General features: G+C 71.3%; 17 protein-coding genes and 2 riboswitches. Of the genes, 8 read left to right on the plus strand and 9 right to left on the minus strand.

Annotated elements, in window-relative coordinates; translation table 11 throughout:
- Positions 1–1,602, minus strand: a 1,602-nt coding sequence (locus ACFHPP_RS19460) for an ABC transporter substrate-binding protein (protein WP_437164896.1), incomplete at its 3' end; no start/stop codon positions are given.
- Positions 1,603–1,720: 118 nt separating this feature from the next.
- On the opposite strand from ACFHPP_RS19460, the gene ACFHPP_RS19465 reads away from it, so the two are divergent.
- Positions 1,721–2,296, plus strand: coding sequence for a TetR/AcrR family transcriptional regulator (locus tag ACFHPP_RS19465; protein WP_437164897.1), 576 nt, complete (start codon positions 1,721–1,723; stop codon positions 2,294–2,296).
- 3 nt (positions 2,297–2,299) lie between these two features.
- Here the strand turns inward: ACFHPP_RS19465 and ACFHPP_RS19470 are convergent, their stop codons facing one another.
- From ACFHPP_RS19470 to ACFHPP_RS19480, 3 genes are read right to left on the minus strand one after another with little or no spacing between them, the layout of a single operon-like run.
- Positions 2,300–3,595: a DUF3618 domain-containing protein gene (locus ACFHPP_RS19470; RefSeq protein WP_437164898.1), complete on the minus strand. Its 1,296-nt coding sequence runs from the start codon at positions 3,593–3,595 to the stop codon at positions 2,300–2,302.
- The gene (locus ACFHPP_RS19475; protein ID WP_437164899.1) at positions 3,592–4,047 is read right to left on the minus strand and encodes a phage holin family protein; all 456 of its coding nucleotides are present in this window, start codon (positions 4,045–4,047) and stop codon (positions 3,592–3,594) included. Before ACFHPP_RS19475 ends, ACFHPP_RS19470 begins: the two co-directional genes overlap by 4 nt.
- 12 nt (positions 4,048–4,059) lie before the next feature.
- Positions 4,060–4,890, minus strand: coding sequence for a hypothetical protein (locus ACFHPP_RS19480; protein ID WP_437164900.1), 831 nt, complete (start codon positions 4,888–4,890; stop codon positions 4,060–4,062).
- Positions 4,891–5,139: 249 nt separating this feature from the next.
- On the opposite strand from ACFHPP_RS19480, the gene ACFHPP_RS19485 reads away from it, so the two are divergent.
- Both ACFHPP_RS19485 and ACFHPP_RS19490 read left to right on the plus strand, forming a co-directional pair.
- Positions 5,140–5,526, plus strand: coding sequence for a hypothetical protein (locus ACFHPP_RS19485; RefSeq protein ID WP_437164901.1), 387 nt, complete (start codon positions 5,140–5,142; stop codon positions 5,524–5,526).
- 234 nt (positions 5,527–5,760) lie between these two features.
- Positions 5,761–6,243, plus strand: coding sequence for a PAS domain S-box protein (locus tag ACFHPP_RS19490; RefSeq protein WP_437164902.1), 483 nt, complete (start codon positions 5,761–5,763; stop codon positions 6,241–6,243).
- Positions 6,244–6,397: 154 nt separating this feature from the next.
- Here ACFHPP_RS19490 and ACFHPP_RS19495 read toward each other — a convergent pair whose 3' ends face one another.
- Positions 6,398–7,462, minus strand: a complete 1,065-nt coding sequence (locus tag ACFHPP_RS19495; RefSeq protein ID WP_437165007.1) for a chemotaxis protein CheB — start codon at positions 7,460–7,462, stop codon at positions 6,398–6,400.
- Between the two features lie 105 nt (positions 7,463–7,567).
- On the opposite strand from ACFHPP_RS19495, the gene ACFHPP_RS19500 reads away from it, so the two are divergent.
- Positions 7,568–9,598, plus strand: a complete 2,031-nt coding sequence (locus tag ACFHPP_RS19500) for an ATP-binding protein (RefSeq protein WP_437164903.1) — start codon at positions 7,568–7,570, stop codon at positions 9,596–9,598.
- A 4-nt stretch (positions 9,599–9,602) separates the two neighbouring features.
- On the opposite strand, the gene ACFHPP_RS19505 is transcribed toward ACFHPP_RS19500, so the two are convergent.
- The 3 genes from ACFHPP_RS19505 to ACFHPP_RS19515 all read right to left on the minus strand — a co-directional run bounded on the left by ACFHPP_RS19505 (position 9,603) and on the right by ACFHPP_RS19515 (position 12,463).
- A complete protein-coding gene (locus tag ACFHPP_RS19505) occupies positions 9,603–10,211 on the minus strand; it encodes a hypothetical protein (protein ID WP_437164904.1) in 609 nt (202 codons plus the stop codon).
- A complete protein-coding gene (locus tag ACFHPP_RS19510) occupies positions 10,208–11,383 on the minus strand; it encodes a zinc-dependent alcohol dehydrogenase (protein WP_437164905.1) in 1,176 nt (391 codons plus the stop codon). Before ACFHPP_RS19510 ends, ACFHPP_RS19505 begins: the two co-directional genes overlap by 4 nt.
- A 108-nt stretch (positions 11,384–11,491) precedes the next feature.
- Entirely contained in the window at positions 11,492–12,463 is a 972-nt protein-coding gene (locus ACFHPP_RS19515) for an alpha/beta fold hydrolase (RefSeq protein WP_437164906.1), read from the minus strand.
- 194 nt (positions 12,464–12,657) lie between these two features.
- A riboswitch (glycine riboswitch) is annotated at positions 12,658–12,767 on the plus strand.
- 13 nt (positions 12,768–12,780) lie between these two features.
- Positions 12,781–12,891: riboswitch (glycine riboswitch) on the plus strand.
- Between the two features lie 48 nt (positions 12,892–12,939).
- On the opposite strand from ACFHPP_RS19515, the gene gcvT reads away from it, so the two are divergent.
- From gcvT to ACFHPP_RS19535, 4 genes are read left to right on the plus strand one after another with little or no spacing between them, the layout of a single operon-like run.
- Entirely contained in the window at positions 12,940–14,040 is a 1,101-nt protein-coding gene (gene gcvT / locus ACFHPP_RS19520) for a glycine cleavage system aminomethyltransferase GcvT (RefSeq protein WP_437164907.1), read from the plus strand.
- Between the two features lie 14 nt (positions 14,041–14,054).
- Positions 14,055–14,432 carry a glycine cleavage system protein GcvH gene (gene gcvH, locus ACFHPP_RS19525; protein ID WP_437164908.1) on the plus strand — a complete coding sequence of 126 codons (378 nt, stop codon included), beginning with the start codon at positions 14,055–14,057 and terminating at the stop codon, positions 14,430–14,432.
- Positions 14,429–17,335, plus strand: a complete 2,907-nt coding sequence (gcvP, locus tag ACFHPP_RS19530; protein WP_437164909.1) for an aminomethyl-transferring glycine dehydrogenase — start codon at positions 14,429–14,431, stop codon at positions 17,333–17,335. Before gcvH ends, gcvP begins: the two co-directional genes overlap by 4 nt.
- Complete coding sequence (locus tag ACFHPP_RS19535; protein WP_437164910.1) at positions 17,332–17,823, plus strand: CinA family protein; 492 nt, start codon at positions 17,332–17,334, stop codon at positions 17,821–17,823. Before gcvP ends, ACFHPP_RS19535 begins: the two co-directional genes overlap by 4 nt.
- 51 nt (positions 17,824–17,874) lie before the next feature.
- Here the strand turns inward: ACFHPP_RS19535 and lpxK are convergent, their stop codons facing one another.
- Positions 17,875–18,861, minus strand: coding sequence for a tetraacyldisaccharide 4'-kinase (lpxK, locus tag ACFHPP_RS19540; protein WP_437164911.1), 987 nt, complete (start codon positions 18,859–18,861; stop codon positions 17,875–17,877).
- Positions 18,862–18,930: the final 69 nt, after the last annotated feature.

An 18,930-nucleotide genomic window follows, 5' to 3' on the forward strand; every position in this document is an offset into this window, starting at 1 on the left:
GCGCGCGGTCTTCTGGATGTTCCAGGCGATGATGATGCCCGGCATCGCCAGCACGTTGCTGATGCGCGGCGTCACCGCGCTCGGCAGGTACCACTGGCCGTAGGGAACATAGGGCACCAGGCGGTAGGCACTGGCGTGCAGCTCGTCCAGGATGCGCTTCCGCTCGGCGGCGTCGGCGGCATAGGGGAAGGCGTCGATCAGCGCCTGGTGCGCCGGGTCGCAGGGCCAGCCCGGCCAGGCCCGCTCGCAGCTCGCCTGCATCGGCACGTTGCCCACCGGGTCGGACGCGCCGAGGCCGTTCCAGAAGGTGAGCCCGATATGCCAGCCGCCTTCGCTCGGCGGGCGACGGTTGGCGCGGCGGCCGGCCATGGAGGCGAAGTCGGTGGCCTGCACATCCGTGCGGAAGCCGACGGATTGCATCTGCTGCGCCAGCACCAGCGTCGCGGCGTGCACGAAGGGATTGTCGGTCGGGTCCATGATGACGATCGGGCTGCCGTCATAGCCCGACTCCCGCAGCAACTGCCGCGCCCTCTCGCGCGCCGCGGGCGTGCCGAGGCCTTCGGGCACGCCGGCATTGGTTTCCTGCGGCGAGCCGCAGATGAAGAAGGCGTGGCACACCTGGTACAGCGACGGGTCCGGGAACATCGCCTGGAGGAACTCCTCCTGGTTCACCAGCAGCATCAGCGCTTCGCGTGCGCGGGCATCGTTGAAGGGCGGGTGGATGTGGTTCATGCGGATCATGCCCGGCGCGCCGAGCGTGTTGGTGCGGATGATCTGCACGCCGCGCCGCCGCAGCATCGGCAGGAAGTCCACGCCGGGGCTCTCGACATAGTCGATCTCGCCCTGGATCAGCGCCAGCGCCGAGGTCTGCGCATTGGCGATGTTCAGCCATTCCACGCGGTCCACATGCGCCACCTTGCCGCCGGCGGTGCCGGAAGCCGGCTCGCTGCGCGGCACGTAGTCCGGGTTGCGGCGATAGACCACCGTGCTGCCCGGCACCCATTCCTCGCGCACGAAGATGAAGGGGCCGCTGCCGATGGTATCCCGGATGGCCGTGAAGGGGTCGGTCGCGGCAATGCGCGCCGGCATGATGGCAGGCATGTTGCCGGCGGGCTTCGACAGCGCGTCGAGCATCAGGCCGTAGGGCCGGTTCAGCGTCCAGACCACGGTGCGGCCATCGGCCTGCGCTTCCATCCCCGTGGTGATGGCCATGATCTGCCGGCCATGCGGGTCGCGCGCGCCCCAGCGACGCAGGGAAGCGACCACGTCGGTCGCCGTCACCGGCGCGCCATCGTGGAACTTCAGACCCTCGCGCAGGGTGAAACGCCAGACCAGCGCATCGGCGGACACGCTGTACTCCGACACCATCTGCGGCTGCGGGCGCTGCTGCGCGTCGCGGCCGAACAGCTGATCGTAGATCATGTGCGCGTGCGACTGCACCACGCCGGCGGTGGTGTTGATCGGGTCCAGCGTCTGCAGGTCCGCATTCGGCACCATGCGCAGCACGCGCTCGGGCGGAACCGTCTGGGCCTGGAGTGGCGCTGCGGCCACCCAGGCGCCGAGGGCTGCGCCCACGGCTAGCGCGGCAAGGCGAGTGAGCATGGCAGGCGACCCCCGGATGACATTACGTTCCGGTATTATGGACCGTATGCTCCAGATCGGGCAAGATGCGGCGTCAGCCGCAACGCCGCGTTGGCGAGCGTGAAAGGTCCGCCCCTCGATGCCCCGTCCGCGCGCCTTCGATGAGGATCGGGTGCTGGAGGCGGCGATGCACCGCTTCTGGCAGCACGGCTATGCCGCGACCTCCGTGCGCGACCTCGGGCAGGTCATGGGGATCGGCCAGGCGAGCTTCTACAACGCCTTCGGCGACAAGCGCCGGCTGTTCGCCCGCTGCCTGGATCGCTACCTCGACATGGGGATGCGCGCGCGCATCGCGCGGCTGGAGGCGGAGCTTGCGCCGCGGCAGGCGATCGAGACGATGCTCCAGGAGATCGTCGCCCGGTCGCTGCGCGACAGGCTGGGCTGCCTGCTGGTGAACTCGGCGCTCGAACTGGCGCCGCATGACCGGGAGGTCGGCCAGGTGGTGGCGGCGCGGCTCGCGGAGCTGGAGGGATTCTTCGGCCGCGCCATCCGGGGTGGGCAGCGCGACGGCAGCGTCAGCGCCGCGCGGGATCCGGACGACCTCGCGCGGCTGCTGGTGGCCCTGGTGATGGGCCTTCGCGTCCTGTCCCGCGGCCGTGCGGACCGCGCCCTGCTGGAGGGCGCCGCCCGTCAGGGCCTGGTCCTGCTGGACTAGGCCTCAGACCCGGCCGGAGCCGGTTCCCGTGCCGGTCGCATTCGGCGTGGTGGTGGAACCCGAATGCGTCGCGGTGGGGCTGACATACGGCGTGGCCAACGAGCCGCTGCCGGTGGCGCCACCGGGGGTGGAACTGCCGGGCGGGGTGCCGCCGGCGGTCGACGGGGCGGAGGTGCCCGGCGTGGCGGACTGATCCTTCGCGGCCTCCTCCGCCTTGCCCATCGCGCCATGCGCCTGGCCGGCAATGTCCTTCGCCGTCTCGCGCACCGCCTCACGCACCTGCGGCACCAGGCCCGCGGCGGCACCGCTGACCGCCTCGCGCGCCCGGTCGGCCTGTTCGCCGACCTTCTCGCGGGCCTGCTCGTAGCCCTGCTGGGCCATCTCCTGCGCCCGCTCGGCCAGGTCGTCCCGGGTCTCGCCCATCAGCCGGTCCTCGGTCTCCGTGCCCGGCAGAAGCGCGCCGATCGCGGCACCGAGGGCGAGGCCGACGGCGCCGATCACCAGCGGCTGTTCCTGCATCACGCGCGACGCACCATGCTGCACGTCGTCGGCATAGTGGCCGAAGCGGTCGCGCGCATCCTCCGCGTAATGGCCGAGCCGCTCACGCGACTCACCCACATAGTTGCCAAAGCGGTCGCGCGATCCGCCGGCGAAACGCGAGGCGCGGTCGCCCGCATGCCGCGCACCACCGCGCACCGAACCGGCCGCGGACCCGACCGCGCCGGTGACGCTGCGATAGGCGGCGCTGGCGGCGTCCGCCGCGCTGCTCGCGGCGCTGGCCACGCTGTCGCGCACCGCGCCCGCCGCATCGCCCACCGCTTCGCCGGCCCGGCCGGCGGCGTCGGAGACGCTGCCGGCCGCACCGGACACCGCGCCCTTCACCGACCCGCCGACACCGCTGGCCCGCTCGCCGATGCCGCGCGACGGCGCCTCGTAGACACCAACGCGGCGGCCGGAATAGGTGCTGCCGTAGCTGTCCGCGTAGTCGTCCTCATGATCATAGGCGCGGGCGACGCCGCGGCGTCCGCCGGTCTGGTTGCCGGACATCATCAGCCAGCCGATCCCGGCGCCGATCAGCAGCAGCGGCAGCGGGTTGTCGCGCACGGAGGCGCCGAGGTTGCGGGTGAACTCCGCGCCGCCCGAGCTCCGCGCATAGTCGATCGCCTGCTCGAACAACTGGCCAGGCGAGGCCTTGTCGCGCAGCTGTTCCAGCGTTTCCGTCAGGTTCGCCCGCGTCGCCTCGACCTCGTTCTCGATCTGCGCACTGGTGCGGTTGCCGGGATCCGTTGCACTGCTCATCGCACCTGCTCCTTTGCGACCTGGGCGTCCCGCGACAGCTGTTCGGCCGTGCGGTTCGGGACGAGGTTGGCTGTGTTGAGGCGGTTCAGGCCGCTGCGGATCAGCAGGTAGCCGACCAGCGCGGCGAATACCGCGACGATGAGCTGCGACCAGCCCACCGGGATATCGAAGTAGACCAGCAGCGAGACCAGCGCGAACAGCATCAGGATCAGGGTGCCGAGCAGCATGGCGGCACCCGCCGCGATCGGCGTGATGGCGCCGGCCGCGTGGCCGACCTTCTCGCCCATCTCGGCCCGCGCCAGCTGGATCTCCTGGCGGAACAGCGTGGACATCTGCCCGATGACGCTGCTGAACAGCTCCGGCAGCGAACGGTCATTCGCCGGACGATCCGCGACGTAGCGGTCCGTGGGGCGGTCCGTGGGCTGCGTCGGTTGATAGTTCTCGGATGGCATGCCCGTATCTCCTCAGCCAGCCCGTTCCGGGAAATCGGTGTCGCGCGCCTTGCCACCCGGCCAGGCGGCCGCGCCACCCAGCGATGCGGCGGCGAGCGTCGCCGGGCGTGCCGGCGCGGAGGCGTCACCGGTGTGCCCACCGGCATGCGCATCATTGGCACCCGGTGTCGCCGGTGGCACCCAGCCTGGCGCGCCGCCCGCGCCGACCGGGCGCTGGCTCACGGCGCCCGCGCGATGATCGTTGTCGTGCTCGACTCGCCGGCCCGTGTAGTCCGAGTAGCCGCCGGCGTATTCACCCGCGTCGCTGCCGGTCCGGCGCCGCGAGGCGTCGGCGGAGCTTTTTGCGAAGCGCACCAGCGCGAAGCCGGCCAGCACCGCCGCGCCAAAGAAGGCGACCGGCTGGCGGCGCGCGATGTCCTCGACGCGGCCGAGCAGCTCGCCCGGCGTGCTTTCGCGCAGCGTGCGGCCGATGCCCTCCATCGCGTTTGCCGCCTCATGCACGTAGTGGGCGACCTGCGGCGATGTCTCGCCGAGCTTGTCGGCGGCGCCATGGACGGACCGCGCGACGCTGTCCACATGCTCCGCACCGGCCTGCTGCTGCGCCTCGGCGAAGCCCTCGGCACGCTCGCGCGCGGCGCGCATCACCTCGGCGCCTTCCTTCTTGATGTCGCTCGCGGCGCCCGCGGCTTCCTCACGGATCGTGCCGGCGGCGGCGCGCGCCTCATCGGCCGTGCGCCGCATCGCGTCGTCGGACTGGCTACCCATGCTGGTGCCGCCCATGTGGCCCGGCGTGTTGCCTGCCGGCGTCGGGCCGGTGTGTCCCGGCATTCGCGTGTCGCTCATTTGCCCACCTCGGCTGCTGTTGCTGTAATTGCCTCAGACCGCCCGACTTCGATAAAGCCGCGCCTTCGCCTGTGATCATTCCAACAGCGCACACCCGCAAAGGTTCTTTGCGCATCCGGAGCTTCCCCGCGTTTCGTGGTGCGGCATGGCGATCTTGCGCCGGCGGAAAGGCCTGCCGCACACGGGCGCGCGCCTGCGTTCTGTCGAATGTCCCGCGCAACGTGGCGGGTCGCGCAGGAGAGTCGCATCATGTCGGACAGCAAGGCCGCTACCATCAAGGACGAATCGATCTCGATCGCGGTGACGCCGATGCGCCGGACCGCGGAGGGCGTCTGGGAAACCTCCGAACGCCAGGGCGCGCAGTTCTTCCTGGTGGAGCTGGTGCAGGATGACGGGGAGGAGGCGGAGGTGGTGGTGGAATGCCGCGACGAGCGCACCGCCGCGCTCGCCGCGCGGGTGGTGGCGGCCAGCCTGGCGGCGCTGGGGCTGGCGGAAGCGGCGGAGGACGGCGCCGTGGTGACCGCCTTCGACGACGACACCGCCGCCATCCTGGCCGACAACCCGACGCCCGAGGTGGCAGCCCCGGCCGGTGCCTGGACCGAGGGTCCGGACGAAGACGCCTCGCCGCTGCAATAGGCAGGTTGGGCGTCCCGCCCGGTCAGGCTTTCGCGTGCGAGACGATGGATGAATTGCTAGACCGGTCACGTTGCAGACAGCACCGAAGATGGCCGACGGCGAGACGTTTGAGCCCGAACTCCAGGCGCTCATCCGCTAGATCCAGGAGCATCGCGGGGCCGATTTCCGCGGCTGCACCTGCGGCAGGCCGAAGCCGGCAAGTACCGCCGCTCTGCCGATGGCGTACTGCGCAGCATGGATGCCGGCATCCTCGTCCTCGATGCGTCCCTGCTGGTGAAGTCCTGGAACCGCTGGAACGAAGGCGTGTGGGGCCTGCGGCCGGAGGAGGTGCAGGGCCTGGACGTGTTCGGCCTCGACATCGGCCTGCCGCTGGAGCGCCTGCGCGCCGAAATGCTGCGCGTGCTGGGCCGCGATACGGAACATGTCGAACAGGTGGTGACGGCAGTCGACCGCCGCGGCCGCAGCCTGACCTGCCGCGTCCGCATCTCACCGCTGCGCTACGGAAGCCAGGCCTCCCAGGGGGTGGTGCTGATAATCGAGGATGTGGCGGAGGCGCGGCAGGACCAGGACCATGCGCGCTACCACGGCGGCGAGCACAAGCTGGGCCATTCCATCGCGCAGTTGGGGCGTATCGCCCTGCCGGACCTGCTGGTCGACGTCGCCCCGCAGGCCTTCCGCGCCATGCTGGCCCCGGTGCTGGAGGGAACCCGGCCTTAGTTGGTGATCGAGGCGCTGATGCGCCGCCCGGACGGGGAGGACCGGCCGGTTGAGCTGTGCCTGCAGCACTTCCCGAAGGAGGATCCGCCGATCCTGATCGCCATGTTGCACGACATCGCGGAGCGGCAGAAGCTGGCCTGCGCAGCCTGCGGCCTCACTTCGGCGGGTCCATGCCATCCGGCACGGCCTCCGCCTCGCCGCTGCGCAGGATGCCGATGGCGCCGGAGATCAGGCTCGCGGCACGCTCCGCCTCCTCCGCCGCCATCCGCCAGCGGCGGGAGGCGTGGCGCATGCCGCGCTCGTCGGCCTGCTGCTGCATCCGCAGGAACAATTGCTGGCGGTCGTGATGCGTGCGGATCGCCACCGAAAGCGCCTCCTCCAACGCCTCCTGCTGCGTCAGGGCGAGGGATTCCGGGCCGTAGGCGTGGCCGATCCGGCAGCGGAAGCGCGGCAGCTTCTCATCCGCGATCTCGTTCAGAACGCCACCGCAGGCCGGGCAGCCCATCCGGCTCGGCTGGCCGATCGCACCACTGCTGGGCGGCATGGCGGCGAACTCCTGTTGCGAGATGCGGGCCTCGGCCAGCAGGCGTGGGGAGACGGGGGACGATGCGGCAGCGGCGGTGCGCGACAGGCGGGACAACAGGCCTGGCAGTTCGGCGGCAGGCAGGCAGTAATCCGGGCTGTCGCCCAGCAGCGCGTTGCGCGGCATGTCCGGCCAGGCGGCATCCGCCGGGTCCTGCACCACGCTGATCCCGCCGCGCGCCTTCACCGCCACCAGCCCCGCCGTGCCGTCATCCAGCATGCCGCTGAGCACCACGCCGATCACGCGCGGCCCGCGCGCCACGGCGGCGGACCGGAACAGCGGGTCGATCGCCGGGCGCGTGCGGTTCTCCTGCGGCCCGCGGCGCAGGTTGATGTGCTCGCCATCGGGCGCAACCAGCAGATGCAGGTCTGGCGGCGCCACCACGATGGTGCCGCGGCGGATCGGCGCGCCATCGACGGCCGGCAGCACCGGCAACCTTCCGGCACGGGCCAGGATCTCCGGCATGGCGCTGCGCGAGGTGGGGGCGATGTGCTGCACCACGAGGACCGCCGCCGGCAAATCCGCCGGCAGCCCGCGACAGACGCCGACCAGCGTATCGACACCGCCGGCTGAAGCTCCGAGAACGATCGTGTCGTGCAGGTCCAGCGCCTTTGCCCCAAAATGCGGCCTGCCAATGAGCCAGACTAAACTTCGCTGCCGAGCCGCCGCTTCTTCCTATTCCCTTTGCCGGGGATGTAACGCTAAATCATTCAAAAAGTCGCGCAAGTGAAGGACGGCCGGATGACGGACGCGACAGGGACGGGCAATTCCATGCCGCAGCGGGAGGACGAGCAGGAACAGCTGCGCGTCGCGCTGGAGGATGCGCGCGAGGAGGCGGCGGACCTGGCCGCCGAGCGGCTGCGCCTACAGGCCGAACTCGCGGCGCGCACCGACCGGCTTCGCGAGGTCGAGGCCCAGCTGGCGCGGCGGGAAGCCGCGGCGGCGGCGGCGCCGCATCGCCTGCGCCCCTACAAGCTTGAAGTCGATCGAGTCGCAGCGGCCGGGTCGGCCGCCCTCGGTTTGGAGATGGCGACTGCTGAGGATCTGCGCGTCGCGCTGGAAGAACTGCGCGTGATCGCGGAGGAGCTGGAGCAGGCGAATGCCGCCCTGGCGGATGCCAACAGCCAGCTCGAACAGCGCGTCGCCGCGCGGACCACGGACCTGGAGGCCGCGAACACACGGTTGCGTGAAAGCGAGGAGCGTCTGCGCCTGGCGCAAAGCCATGCCGGCGCCGGCACCTGGGACTGGGACATCAGGAACGACCGGGTGGAGTGGTCGGAGGAGTATTTCGACCTCTATGGCCTGGACCCAAGCACCACCCATCCGTCCTATGCCACATGGGCCGCCTCCATCCTGCCGGAGGATCGCGTGGGGGCGGAAGCGGCGCTGAGTGCCTGCATCAAGCAGAAGGCGCCCGATTTCCATACCGAGTACTGCATCATGCACCCCCGCCGCGGCCTGCGCTGGCTGTCCGGGCGCGGTCGCATGGTGTTCGACGAGGCCGGGGAGCCGGTGCGCCTGATCGGCCTGAACATGGACATCACGGACCGCAAGACCGCCGAGATGAAGCTGGAGGACGCCAATCGCGGCCTGCGGCGCGAAGTGGAGCAGGAAGTGCGGGCGCGCGAGGCCGCCCAGGCGCGCCTGTTCCAGACCCTGAAGCTGGAGGCACTGGGCCAGCTGACCGGCGGCGTGGCGCACGACTTCAACAATCTTTTGTCCGTCATCACCAGCGGCGTCGCCCTGCTGCGCACCACCAACGACCCGGCGCGACGCGACAGGCTGGTGGATGCCATGGGCCAGGCCGCCAAGCGCGGCGCGGAGCTGACCCGCCGGCTGCTGACCTTCGCCCGGCGCCAGGCGCTGAACGCGGAGCCGCTCGACCTCGGCGGCTGGCTGGTCGACATGCGCGACCTGCTGGCGCGGACGCTGCGCGGCGACATCACCATCGAGATCGAGGCCGGCCCGGACCTTTGGCCGGTGATGGCGGATTCCGGGGAGTTGGAGCTGGCGCTGCTGAACCTCGCGGTGAATGCGCGGGATGCGATGCCGCGCGGCGGCAGCCTGCGCCTGGCCGCGACCAATGCCACGCTGCGCCGGGCCACCGACCCGGACCAGCTGGAGGGCGAATTCCTGTCGCTGTCCGTGACCGACAGCGGCACCGGCATGCCCCCCGAAGTGCTGGCACGCGCCTTCGAGCCCTTCTTCACGACGAAGGAGGCCGGCCGCGGCACCGGGCTGGGCCTGGCGCAGGTCTACGGCTTCGTGCGCCAATCCGGCGGCGCCGCGCGCATCTCCAGCGCGGCGGCTGGTGGCACGACCGTGACCCTGCTGCTGCCCCGCGCCCGGCATGCCGTCGCCGAGCGGCCCGCCGAGCGGTCGGAGCCGCAGCCCAAGGCAGCGCCGCTGCACGTGCTGCTGGTCGAGGATGACGAGGATGTCGCGGCGCTGACCGAGGACATGCTGCGCCACCTCGGCCACCAGGTTGTGCGCGTCGCCTCCGCCGCGCTGGCGATCGCCGCCATCAACCAGGGCCCGGCGCCAGACCTCGTGCTGACCGACGTGGTGATGCCGGGGGGGCAGGACGGGCTGGACCTGGCGCGACGGCTGGGGGCGGAGCGGCCGGACCTGCCGATCCTGCTGTGCAGCGGCTTCAGCGGCGCGCCGCTGCGGGTGGCCGCGGCCGGGCTGCCGCTGCTGCGCAAGCCGTTCGGACTGGAGGAATTGCGGCGCGCCCTGCTGCGCGCCGCGGAGGCCAAGCGAGCGGCCTGAGCGGCTACGCCTCCGCCTTCGGTGGAGGGCCACCCGAAGCCGGCGTCTCCGGCCAGGTCCGCATGTCGGCCGGCGTCTCGAAATCCTGCGCCGCGCCGCGGGCTCGGGCGAGGCCCTGCGGGAAGCCGCTGCGGTCGCCGCGGTGCCGGCGCAGCGGCGCGTGGCTGCGCGGCATCGCGCGCTCGCGGCTGTGCCGGGCCTCCAGCGCCTGCATCGCGACGAAGTCCAGCAGCGCGATGCCGCCGACCATGGCCAGGGCCAGCGCCACATTGTCCCGCTTCAGGCCGGCGCCCCGCATCGCCGCCAGCAGCACCGTGGCATCCACCGCATCGCCGGCCAGCCGCGCCCGCATGCCGAGGCCGCGGTCGACGGACAGCGACAGCACGCCACTCGCCACCTCCCGCGCGCCCATGGCCCGCATCAGGTTCTCCTGTCCCCGCATGCCGAGCGCCCGGGTCAGGCGCCGCGGCGCCAGCATCTGGGTGAGCCCGAGGCCGATGCTGAACCAGCCCAGCGCCCGCGCCAGCCGGTCTGCATTGCCGAGCGAGCCGGGGCCGCTGCGCAGGATGCGCGGGTCGCCGCGGGACCGAGTGACGTTGGCGAGGGGGTTCATGGCTTCAGCACCACCTTGATGCAGCCGTCCTGCTTGTTGCGGAACACATTGTACATCTCCGGCCCCTCCTCCAGCCCCACGGTGTGGGTGATGACGAAGGAGGGATCGATCTGGCCTTCCTCGATGCGGCGCAGCAGGTCGTCGGTCCAGCGCCGCACATGGGTCTGGCCCATGCGGAAGCTCAGGCCCTTGTTCATGGCGATGCCCATCGGGAACTTGTCGATCAGGCCGCTATAGACGCCCGGCACGGACAGGGTGGCGCAGGGGCGCGCGACGTAGATCATCTCCCGCAGCACATGCGGGCGGTCGTTCTCCATCATCACCACCTGCTTGGCGCGGTCGTACAGCGTGTCCGGCTGCGCCAGGCCGACATGGCTTTCCATGCCGACGGCATCGATGCACTTCTCCGGCCCCTTGCCGCCGGTCAGGTCGTTCAGGCGCTCGATGACGCTTTCGGTCTCGAAGTTGATGGTGATGGCACCGCCAGCGGCGGCCATGCCGAGGCGTTCCGGCAGGCGGTCGATGGCGACGACCTGCTTCGCGCCGAGCAGCACCGCGCTGCGGATCGCCATCTGCCCGACCGGGCCGCAGCCCCAGATCGCGACCGTGTCATCCGGCCCGATGTCGCACTGCACCGCGGCCTGCCAGCCGGTCGGCAGGATGTCCGACAGGAACAGCGCCTGCTCATCCGTCATGCCCGACGGCACCTTGATGTGAGTCTCGTCCGCGAAGGGCACGCGGAGGTACTCCGCCTGACCCCCTGGATAGCCTCCGGTCAGGTGGGTGTAGCCGAACAGGCCGGCCGGCGCGTGGCCGAACAGCTTCTCCGCCGCCTCCGCCTTCCGGTTCGAGCGTTCGCAGGCGGACCAGTTGCCGCGCCTGCACTGGTCGCACTGGCCGCAGGTGATGGTGAAGGGCACCACGATGCGGTCGCCCTTCTTCAGCTTGCCCTTCGCCGCCTCGCCGACCTCCACCACCTCGCCCATCGTCTCGTGGCCCATGATATCGCCGGGCATCATGGCGGGGATCATGTTGTGGAACAGGTGCAGGTCACTGCCGCAGATGGCGCAGCTGGTGACCTTGATGATGGCGTCGCGCGGATCCTCGATGGCGGGGTCCGTGACGGTGTCGCAGCGGATATCTTCCTTGCCGTGCCAGACGAGGGCTCGCATCAGGTGTTCCCTTCGGATTTCAGCGCCGCGTTCAGCATGGAAAGCCGCCGCCCGGGGTGGGTTCGGCCGATCGCCGATCACGGTGACGCGACGCGGCGGCGGGTGGGATCAGGCGGCGGCGCGGGCGGCGGTGTCCTCGATCGCCGCGACCACCGCATCGGGCGCCGTGTGATAGATCATGTGCCCGGCGCCCGGCACGATGCGCAGCTCGCTGCCCGGCACCTCGCGGTGCATCCGCTTGGCCTGGCGGCCGAGATCGACGATCCGGTCGCCGTCGCCGGACATGATGAGGACGGGCATGGCAAGCTCGCCGTGGCGATGGCGCATGGCGAAGGCGCCCGGGATCATCAGCGCGGTGTCCGCGGCGCTGGCGCGCAGCTGGGAGGGGCGCAGCGCCAGGCCGAATGGGAAGCCACGGCGGAAATGCCCGGGCACCCGCGCCGGCGCGAACATCGTCCGCAGCAGCATCGGCAGGATCATCAGGCTGACCAGCGGCGCGATGGTGTAGCGCAGGACGTCGCCCAGCACCGGGATGGCCGGCCCGGTGAACAGCAGCACGTCCGTGCGAGGCGTCGGCGTGTAGTAGCCGGACAGCAGCACAAGCGCCGCGGCATCGGCGGGATGGTCCAGCGCCATGCGCAGCGCCACCAGGGTGCCCCAGGAATGGCCGACCAGCACGGGCCGCCGCACATCCATCTGCGCCAGGGCGCGATGGATCAGCCGGGCCTGCGCCGCGGCGCTCCACACGCGGCTGCGCGGCCGGTCGCTGTGGCCGAAGCCGGGGCGGTCGATGGCGATCACCCGGTGGCGGCGTGCCAGCGCATCGAACACGCCGCTGAGCACGAAATCCTCCGCCATGGCGCCGTTGCCGTGCAGCAGCACCACCGGCGTGCCTTCCCCGGCCTCGACCACATGCAGCCGCACGCCATCGACGGTGACGAAGCGCCCGGTCGGTGGGCTGCGCCTTTCGCTGCGCCGGGCCACCAGGTGATTGGCCAGCGCGGCGCCGGCCAGCACGGCGGCGGCACCGGCCAGCCAGGTGCCGGCCGAGGCCTGGCGAGGACGAGGGATTCGGGACATGGAATGGGTTCCGGGGCTGCCGCTCAACCAACGTGCCGCGGTGCAGCTGGTTGCGCCGGCCAGGGCTGCCCCGGCTTGCGGCAGGTCCAGGCCGCCTCTGCGTGATTCGAAGGCGCTTCCGTCCCGCGACCCGCGCGCGGCGGTCAAGGCGCCGTTGCGCGCGGCCGGGCGCTCGGGCATACCCGCCTCTCCCGTACCTCCGCGCGGGAGAGAGTGGTGCCGCAACCCCTCGGGGTGGTGGCGCCGCCGCCGAAGGCGCAACCGGCCCCCGGAAACGCTCAGGCAAAAGGGCCGCGCGGGATGTCTCCGAAAGGCGGCGACGGGACTCTGGAAAGCTCGCCCCCCGAACGGGGTGCGGCACCGACGGAGTAAGGCTCGCGCCGATGGCACGGACCGAATCTCTCAGGTCACCGGACAGAGGGGGGCCACGGATCGACCCGGCGCCGCTTTGGCGACGGGAAGCCTTTGGGGGCACCGTGGCCGATACCGAATTGCTCGAGACGCCGCTCGCGGCGCTGCATCGCGACCTGGGCGGCCGCATGGTGCCCTTCGCCGGCTATGCGATGCCGGTGCAATACCCCGCCGGAGTCATGGCCGAACACCTGCACACCCGGGCCGGCGCCGGCCTGTTCGACGTGTCCCATATGGGCCAGGCCGAACTGGTCGGCGAGGGCGCCGCGGCGGCGCTGGAGAAGCTGACGCCGGCGGATGTGCAGATCCTGAAGCCGGGGCGGCAGCGCTACGGCCTGCTGATGACGGAACAGGGCGGCATCCTGGACGACTTCATGGTGGCCAATCGCGGCGACCGGCTGTTCCTGGTGCTCAACGCCTCCCGCAAGCACCTGGACATCCCGGCCATCGAGGCGGTGCTTCCCGCCGGCGTCACCCTGCGGCCGCTGGCCGACCGGGCGCTGATCGCGTTGCAGGGGCCGGCCGCGGTGCCGGCGCTGGCGACGCTGGCACCCGGCATCGCCGCCATGAAGTTCATGGATTTTGCCGAGCACGAGATCGCCGGCATCGCCTGCCTGGTCAGCCGCAGCGGCTACACCGGGGAGGACGGCGTCGAGATTTCCGTACCGGCCGAGCAGGCGACGGCGCTGGCGAAGGCGCTGCTGGCGCTGCCCGGCGTGCTGCCCGCCGGGCTCGGCGCGCGCGATTCGCTGCGGCTGGAGGCCGGGCTGTGCCTGTACGGCAACGACCTGGACGAGACCACCAGCCCGGTCGAGGCGAATTTGGTCTGGACCATGGGCAAGCGCCGCCGCACCGCCTGGGATTTCCTTGGCGCCGAACGCTGCCGCGCGGAACTGGATGGCGGCCCCTCGCGCCTGCGCGTCGGCATCCAGCCGGAAGGCCGCCAGCCCGCGCGCGGCCACACGCCGGTGCAACGGGCCGGCGAGACGGTCGGCGAGGTGACCTCCGGCGGCTTCGGCCCCTCCGTCAACGCGCCCGTCGCCATGGGCTATGTCGCGCGCGCAGCGGCGGCCGATGGCACGGCGATCGCGCTTTCGGTGCGCGGCAAGGCGCTGCCCGCCCGCATCTGCCCCCTGCCCTTCACCCCCCACCGCTACGCCCGCTGAGAAGGATTTCCGACATGGCCGAATTGCGATTCACCAAGGACCATGAATGGGTGCGGCTGGAGGGCGATGTCGCCACCGTCGGCATCACCGACCACGCGCAGAACGCGCTGGGCGACGTGGTGTTCGTCGACCTGCCGGAGCCGGGGCGCGAGGTGACGGAAGGCGAGGCGATCGCCGTGGTCGAGAGCGTCAAGGCGGCGTCCGACGTCTACGCGCCGGTCGCCGGAAAGGTCGTGGAGACCAACGCCGCGCTGACGGAAAACCCGGCGCTGATCAACAGCGCGCCGACCGGCGAGGGCTGGTTCTTCAAGCTGTCCGGCGTCGAGGCCGCGACCGTCGCCGGGCTGATGGACGAAGCCGCCTACGCCGCCTTCGTGGACGAACTGGCATGAACGCGATCGCCGAGCTCTCCGCCCTGGAGGACAAGGGCGAATTCGCCCGCCGTCACATCGGGCCTTCCGACTCCGAGATCGCCGCCATGCTGAAGGTGGTCGGCGCCGAGAGCCTGGAGGCGCTGGCGGCGCGCACCGTGCCCGCCGACATCCGCAGCGACAAGCCGCTGCCGCTGCCGCCCGCGGCGACCGAGGCCGAGGCGATTGCGGAGTTGCGCGCGCTGGCCGGGAAGAACCGCGCCGACATCAAGTCGCTGATCGGCCTGGGCTACCATGGCACGCTGACGCCGCCCGTCATTCTCCGCAACGTGCTGGAAAATCCGGGCTGGTACACGGCCTACACGCCCTATCAGGCCGAACTCGCGCAGGGCCGGCTGGAAGCGCTGTTGAATTTCCAGACGCTGGTGACGGACCTCGCCGGATTGCCGGTGGCGAACGCCTCCCTGCTCGACGAGGCGACGGCGGCGGCCGAGGCGATGGCGCTGGCCCATGCCGCGACGCGCGGAAAATCCGACACCATCGTCATCGCCGCCGACGTGCTGCCGCAGACACGTGCCGTGGTCGCCGCACGGGCGGAGCCGCTCGGCTTCCGCGTGCTGATCGCGAAGCCCGCCGATGTGGTCGCGACGGTGAAGGCGGAAAAACCGTTCTGCCTGCTGCTGCAATATCCCGGCGCCACCGGCGAGGTGCGCGACCTGACGCGCGAGATCGCCGCGGTGCATGAGGCGAACGGCCTCGCCGTGGTGGCCGCCGACCCGCTGTCGCTGGTGCTGCTGAAGCCGCCGGGCGAGATGGGCGCGGATGTGGTAGTGGGCTCGACGCAGCGCTTCGGCGTGCCGATGGGCTATGGCGGGCCGCATGCCGGCTACATGGCGGTGAAGGACGCGCACAAGCGCCTGATGCCGGGCCGCCTCGTCGGCGTCTCGCTCGACGCCGCCGGGCATCCGGCGATGCGGCTGGCGCTGCAGACGCGCGAGCAGCACATCCGCCGCGAGAAGGCGACGAGCAACATCTGCACCGCGCAGGTGCTGCTGGCGGTGATGGCCAGCATGTACGCCGTGTGGCACGGGCCGGAGGGGCTGACCCGCATCGCCAAGCGCGTGGCGTTGCAGGCGCGGCTGCTGGCGGGCGCGGCGAAGCGCGCCGGCTTCGGCCTGCGCCACCGCGACATCTTCGACACCATCTGTATCGAGGCCGGCGGCAAGGCGGAGGCGCTGGTCGCGGCCGCCCTGAAGCGCGGCTTCAACCTGGCGCGCCACGAAGGCGGCGGCGTCGGCATCGCCTGCGACGAGACGGTGACCCGTGAAAATCTGCTGGCCCTGCTGGATGCGATCGGCGAGGCCGCCGGCATGGCGGCGCCACAGCTGGATGGGATCGACCCGGAAGGCGGCATCCCCAACACACTTGGCCGCGGCAGCCCCTTCCTGACCGCCGAGGTCTTCCGCAGCCATCACGCCGAACATGCGATGCTGCGCTACCTGAAGAAGCTGGAAGACAAGGACGTCGCGCTGAACCGCAGCATGATCCCGCTGGGCTCCTGCACGATGAAGCTGAACGCGACGGCGGAGATGATCCCCGTCACCTTCCCGGGCTTCGGCAACATCCATCCCTTCGCGCCGATCGACCAGGCGACCGGGTACCTGGAGATGATCCGGCGGCTGGAAACCTGGCTCTGCGCCGTCACCGGCTTCGCCGCCGTGTCGTTGCAGCCGAACGCCGGCAGCGCGGGCGAATATGCCGGGCTGCTGGCGATCCGCGGCTGGCACCGCGCCCGCGGCGACATGGCCCGCGACATCTGCCTGATCCCGTCCTCCGCGCATGGCACCAACCCGGCGTCTGCCGTGATGGCCGGCATGAAGGTGGTCGTGGTCGGCTGCGACCGCGACGGCAACGTGGACCTCGCGGACCTGCGCGCCAAGGCGGACCAGTATGCGGACCGCCTCGCCGCGCTGATGGTGACCTATCCCTCGACGCATGGCGTGTTCGAGGAGGCGATCCGGGAGATCTGCGCGCTGATCCATGAGAAGGGCGGCCAGGTCTACATGGATGGCGCCAACATGAACGCGCAGGTCGGGCTGACCTCGCCCGCCGCCATCGGCGCCGATGTCTGCCACCTGAACCTGCACAAGACCTTCTGCATCCCGCATGGCGGCGGCGGGCCGGGCGTGGGCCCGATCGGCGTCGCGGCGCACCTGGCCCCCTTCCTGCCGGCGCATCCGATGCTCGCCGAGGCCGGGCCGCAGGCAACGTCGCACGGGCCGGTCGCCGCCGCGCCCTTCGGCAGCGCCTCCATCCTGCCGATCTCCTACGCCTATATCCGCATGATGGGGCCGGATGGGCTGAAGCGCGCGACGGAGGTCGCCATCCTCAACGCCAACTACATGGCGGCGAAGCTGTCGGAGCATTTCCCGGTGCTCTACCGCGGCCGCCAGGGCATGGTGGCGCATGAGTGCATCCTGGATTGCCGCGGCTTCCAGCAGAATGGCGGCGCCAGCGTCGAGGACATCGCCAAGCGGCTGCAGGATTACGGCTTCCACGCGCCGACCATGTCCTGGCCCGTCACCGGCACGCTGATGGTGGAGCCGACCGAATCCGAGACGATGGCCGAACTCGACCGCTTCATCGCCGCCATGGTCTCGATCCGCGCCGAGATCCGCGCCATCGAGCAGGGCCGGATGGACCGTGCCGACAACCCGCTGAAGAACGCGCCGCACACCGCGGCGGAAGTCATGGCCAGCGAGTGGACCCACCCCTACACGCGGGAGGAAGCCGCCTTCCCGCTGCCCTATGTGGCGCGCCAGAAGTACTGGCCGCCGGTGAAGCGGGTGGACAACGTGCATGGCGACCGCAACCTGGTCTGCACCTGCGCGCCGCTCGAGGCCTACGCGCAGGCCGCCGAGTGAACGAGGTCTTCGCCCGCGCCGCGGCCGTCGGCGCGCGGCTGAAGGCGCGCGGGGAGACGGTCGGCGTGGCCGAATCCTCCGCCGGCGGGCTGGTCTCGGCCGGGCTGCTCGCCGTGCCGGGGGCCAGTGCGTATTTCGCCGGCGGCGCCGTTGTCTACACGGCGCAGGCGCGCACCGCGCTGCTCGGCATCACGACGGCCGACATGGCGGGGATGCGATCCTCCTCCGAGCCCTACGCCATGCTGCTGGCGCATACGGTGCGGGTGCGCTTCGGCACGGATTGGGGCATCGCGGAAACCGGCGCCGCCGGGCCTTCCGGCAACCGCTACGGCGACGCGGCGGGGCATAGCTGCCTGGCCATCAGCGGCCCCGTCGAACGGGTGGTGACGCTGGAGACCGGCAGCACCGACCGGGAGGCCAACATGCGGGCCTTCACCCTGGCATTGCTGGACCTGTTCGGCGACGCGCTGGCGACCTGCGGGCAGTAAAGCCCTCTCCCCCCGCTGGGGGGAGAGGGCTTATGGCGCACTCTCCGCCGCTCAGGCCGGGATCGGCACGCGCCCGGCCAGGGGGTCCAGCAGGCTCTCGATCTGCGCCGATTCCGCCCATTCCAGCGCCACCGTCACCACGGTGACGCGGGACCGGAACTGCGGCGGGATGCGGACGAAATCCTTCTTGGTCGTCACCGGCAGCGCACGCAGCGAATCCGCCTGGGCCAGCAGGTCCTGCATGTCCCCGGCATCGAAGGGATAGTGGTCGGCGAAGGCTTCGCGGCCGGCCAGCACGGCGCCGGCCATCTGCAGCGTCGAGAAGAACTTGCGCGGATTGGCGATGCCGCAGAAGGCGAAGACCGGCTGTCCGGCCAGCATCGCCGCCTCCGGCCCCGGTATCAGCCGCGCATGCAGCACGCGCAGGTTGGGCGGCAACTGGTCCAGCGCGCCGGTCTCATCCTCCCCGATCAGCACGGCGGCGTGGCTGCGTGCGGCGGCGGCGGCGACCGGTTCGCGCAGCGGGCCGGCCGGAATCACGCGGCCGTTGCCGAAGCCGAAGCTCCCATCGATGACCAGCAGCGACAGGTCCTTGTGCAGGCCCGGGTTCTGCAGCCCGTCATCCATCACCAGTGCCTGCGCGTTGGCCGCGATGGCGGCCTGGGCCCCCAGGGCACGGTCCGCGGAAACCCAGGTCGGCCGCACATCGGCCAGCAGCAGCGCCTCGTCGCCCACCATGGTGCTGTCATGGCTGGCGGGGTCGACCCGCAGCGGGCCCTTCTGCGTGCCGCCATAGCCGCGCAGCAGGAAATGCGCGGCGACGCCACGATCCGCCAGGCGCCGGCCGAGATCCATGGCGACTGTGGTCTTGCCGGCGCCGCCGGCGGTGGCGTTGCCGCAGCAGATGACGGGAATCGGCGCCTGCCAGCCCGGCCGCGCCATGCGGCGGGCGGTGGCCTGCGCATACAGCGCGGAGAAGGGGGACAGCAGCAGGGGCATGACCCCCCCACTGCCCGCCCAGAAGGCGGGTGCTCGCATCAGGCCTCGACCATGTTGTTCCGTTCAGACCCCCGCCGTCCCGACAGCACGACCCGAGGGGCGCGCACG

This window comes from Falsiroseomonas sp. E2-1-a20 (assembly GCF_051433195.1).
Lineage (GTDB): Bacteria > Pseudomonadota > Alphaproteobacteria > Acetobacterales > Acetobacteraceae > Falsiroseomonas.

What these genes read in the sequence shown, in the direction of transcription:
- gcvP (WP_437164909.1), top strand. Translation starts at nt 14,429, where the DNA reads ATGAACGCGATCGCCGAGCTCTCCGCCCTGGAGGACAAGGGCGAATTC.
- ACFHPP_RS19475 (WP_437164899.1), bottom strand. Translation starts at nt 4,047, where the DNA reads ATGCCATCCGAGAACTATCAACCGACGCAGCCCACGGACCGCCCCACG.
- ACFHPP_RS19480 (WP_437164900.1), bottom strand. Translation starts at nt 4,890, where the DNA reads ATGAGCGACACGCGAATGCCGGGACACACCGGCCCGACGCCGGCAGGC.
- ACFHPP_RS19505 (WP_437164904.1), bottom strand. Translation starts at nt 10,211, where the DNA reads ATGAACCCCCTCGCCAACGTCACTCGGTCCCGCGGCGACCCGCGCATC.
- ACFHPP_RS19490 (WP_437164902.1), top strand. Translation starts at nt 5,761, where the DNA reads ATGGATGCCGGCATCCTCGTCCTCGATGCGTCCCTGCTGGTGAAGTCC.
- ACFHPP_RS19470 (WP_437164898.1), bottom strand. Translation starts at nt 3,595, where the DNA reads ATGAGCAGTGCAACGGATCCCGGCAACCGCACCAGTGCGCAGATCGAG.
- lpxK (WP_437164911.1), bottom strand. Translation starts at nt 18,861, where the DNA reads ATGCGAGCACCCGCCTTCTGGGCGGGCAGTGGGGGGGTCATGCCCCTG.
- ACFHPP_RS19500 (WP_437164903.1), top strand. Translation starts at nt 7,568, where the DNA reads ATGACGGACGCGACAGGGACGGGCAATTCCATGCCGCAGCGGGAGGAC.
- ACFHPP_RS19515 (WP_437164906.1), bottom strand. Translation starts at nt 12,463, where the DNA reads ATGTCCCGAATCCCTCGTCCTCGCCAGGCCTCGGCCGGCACCTGGCTG.
- gcvH (WP_437164908.1), top strand. Translation starts at nt 14,055, where the DNA reads ATGGCCGAATTGCGATTCACCAAGGACCATGAATGGGTGCGGCTGGAG.
- ACFHPP_RS19510 (WP_437164905.1), bottom strand. Translation starts at nt 11,383, where the DNA reads ATGCGAGCCCTCGTCTGGCACGGCAAGGAAGATATCCGCTGCGACACC.
- ACFHPP_RS19465 (WP_437164897.1), top strand. Translation starts at nt 1,721, where the DNA reads ATGCCCCGTCCGCGCGCCTTCGATGAGGATCGGGTGCTGGAGGCGGCG.
- ACFHPP_RS19485 (WP_437164901.1), top strand. Translation starts at nt 5,140, where the DNA reads ATGTCGGACAGCAAGGCCGCTACCATCAAGGACGAATCGATCTCGATC.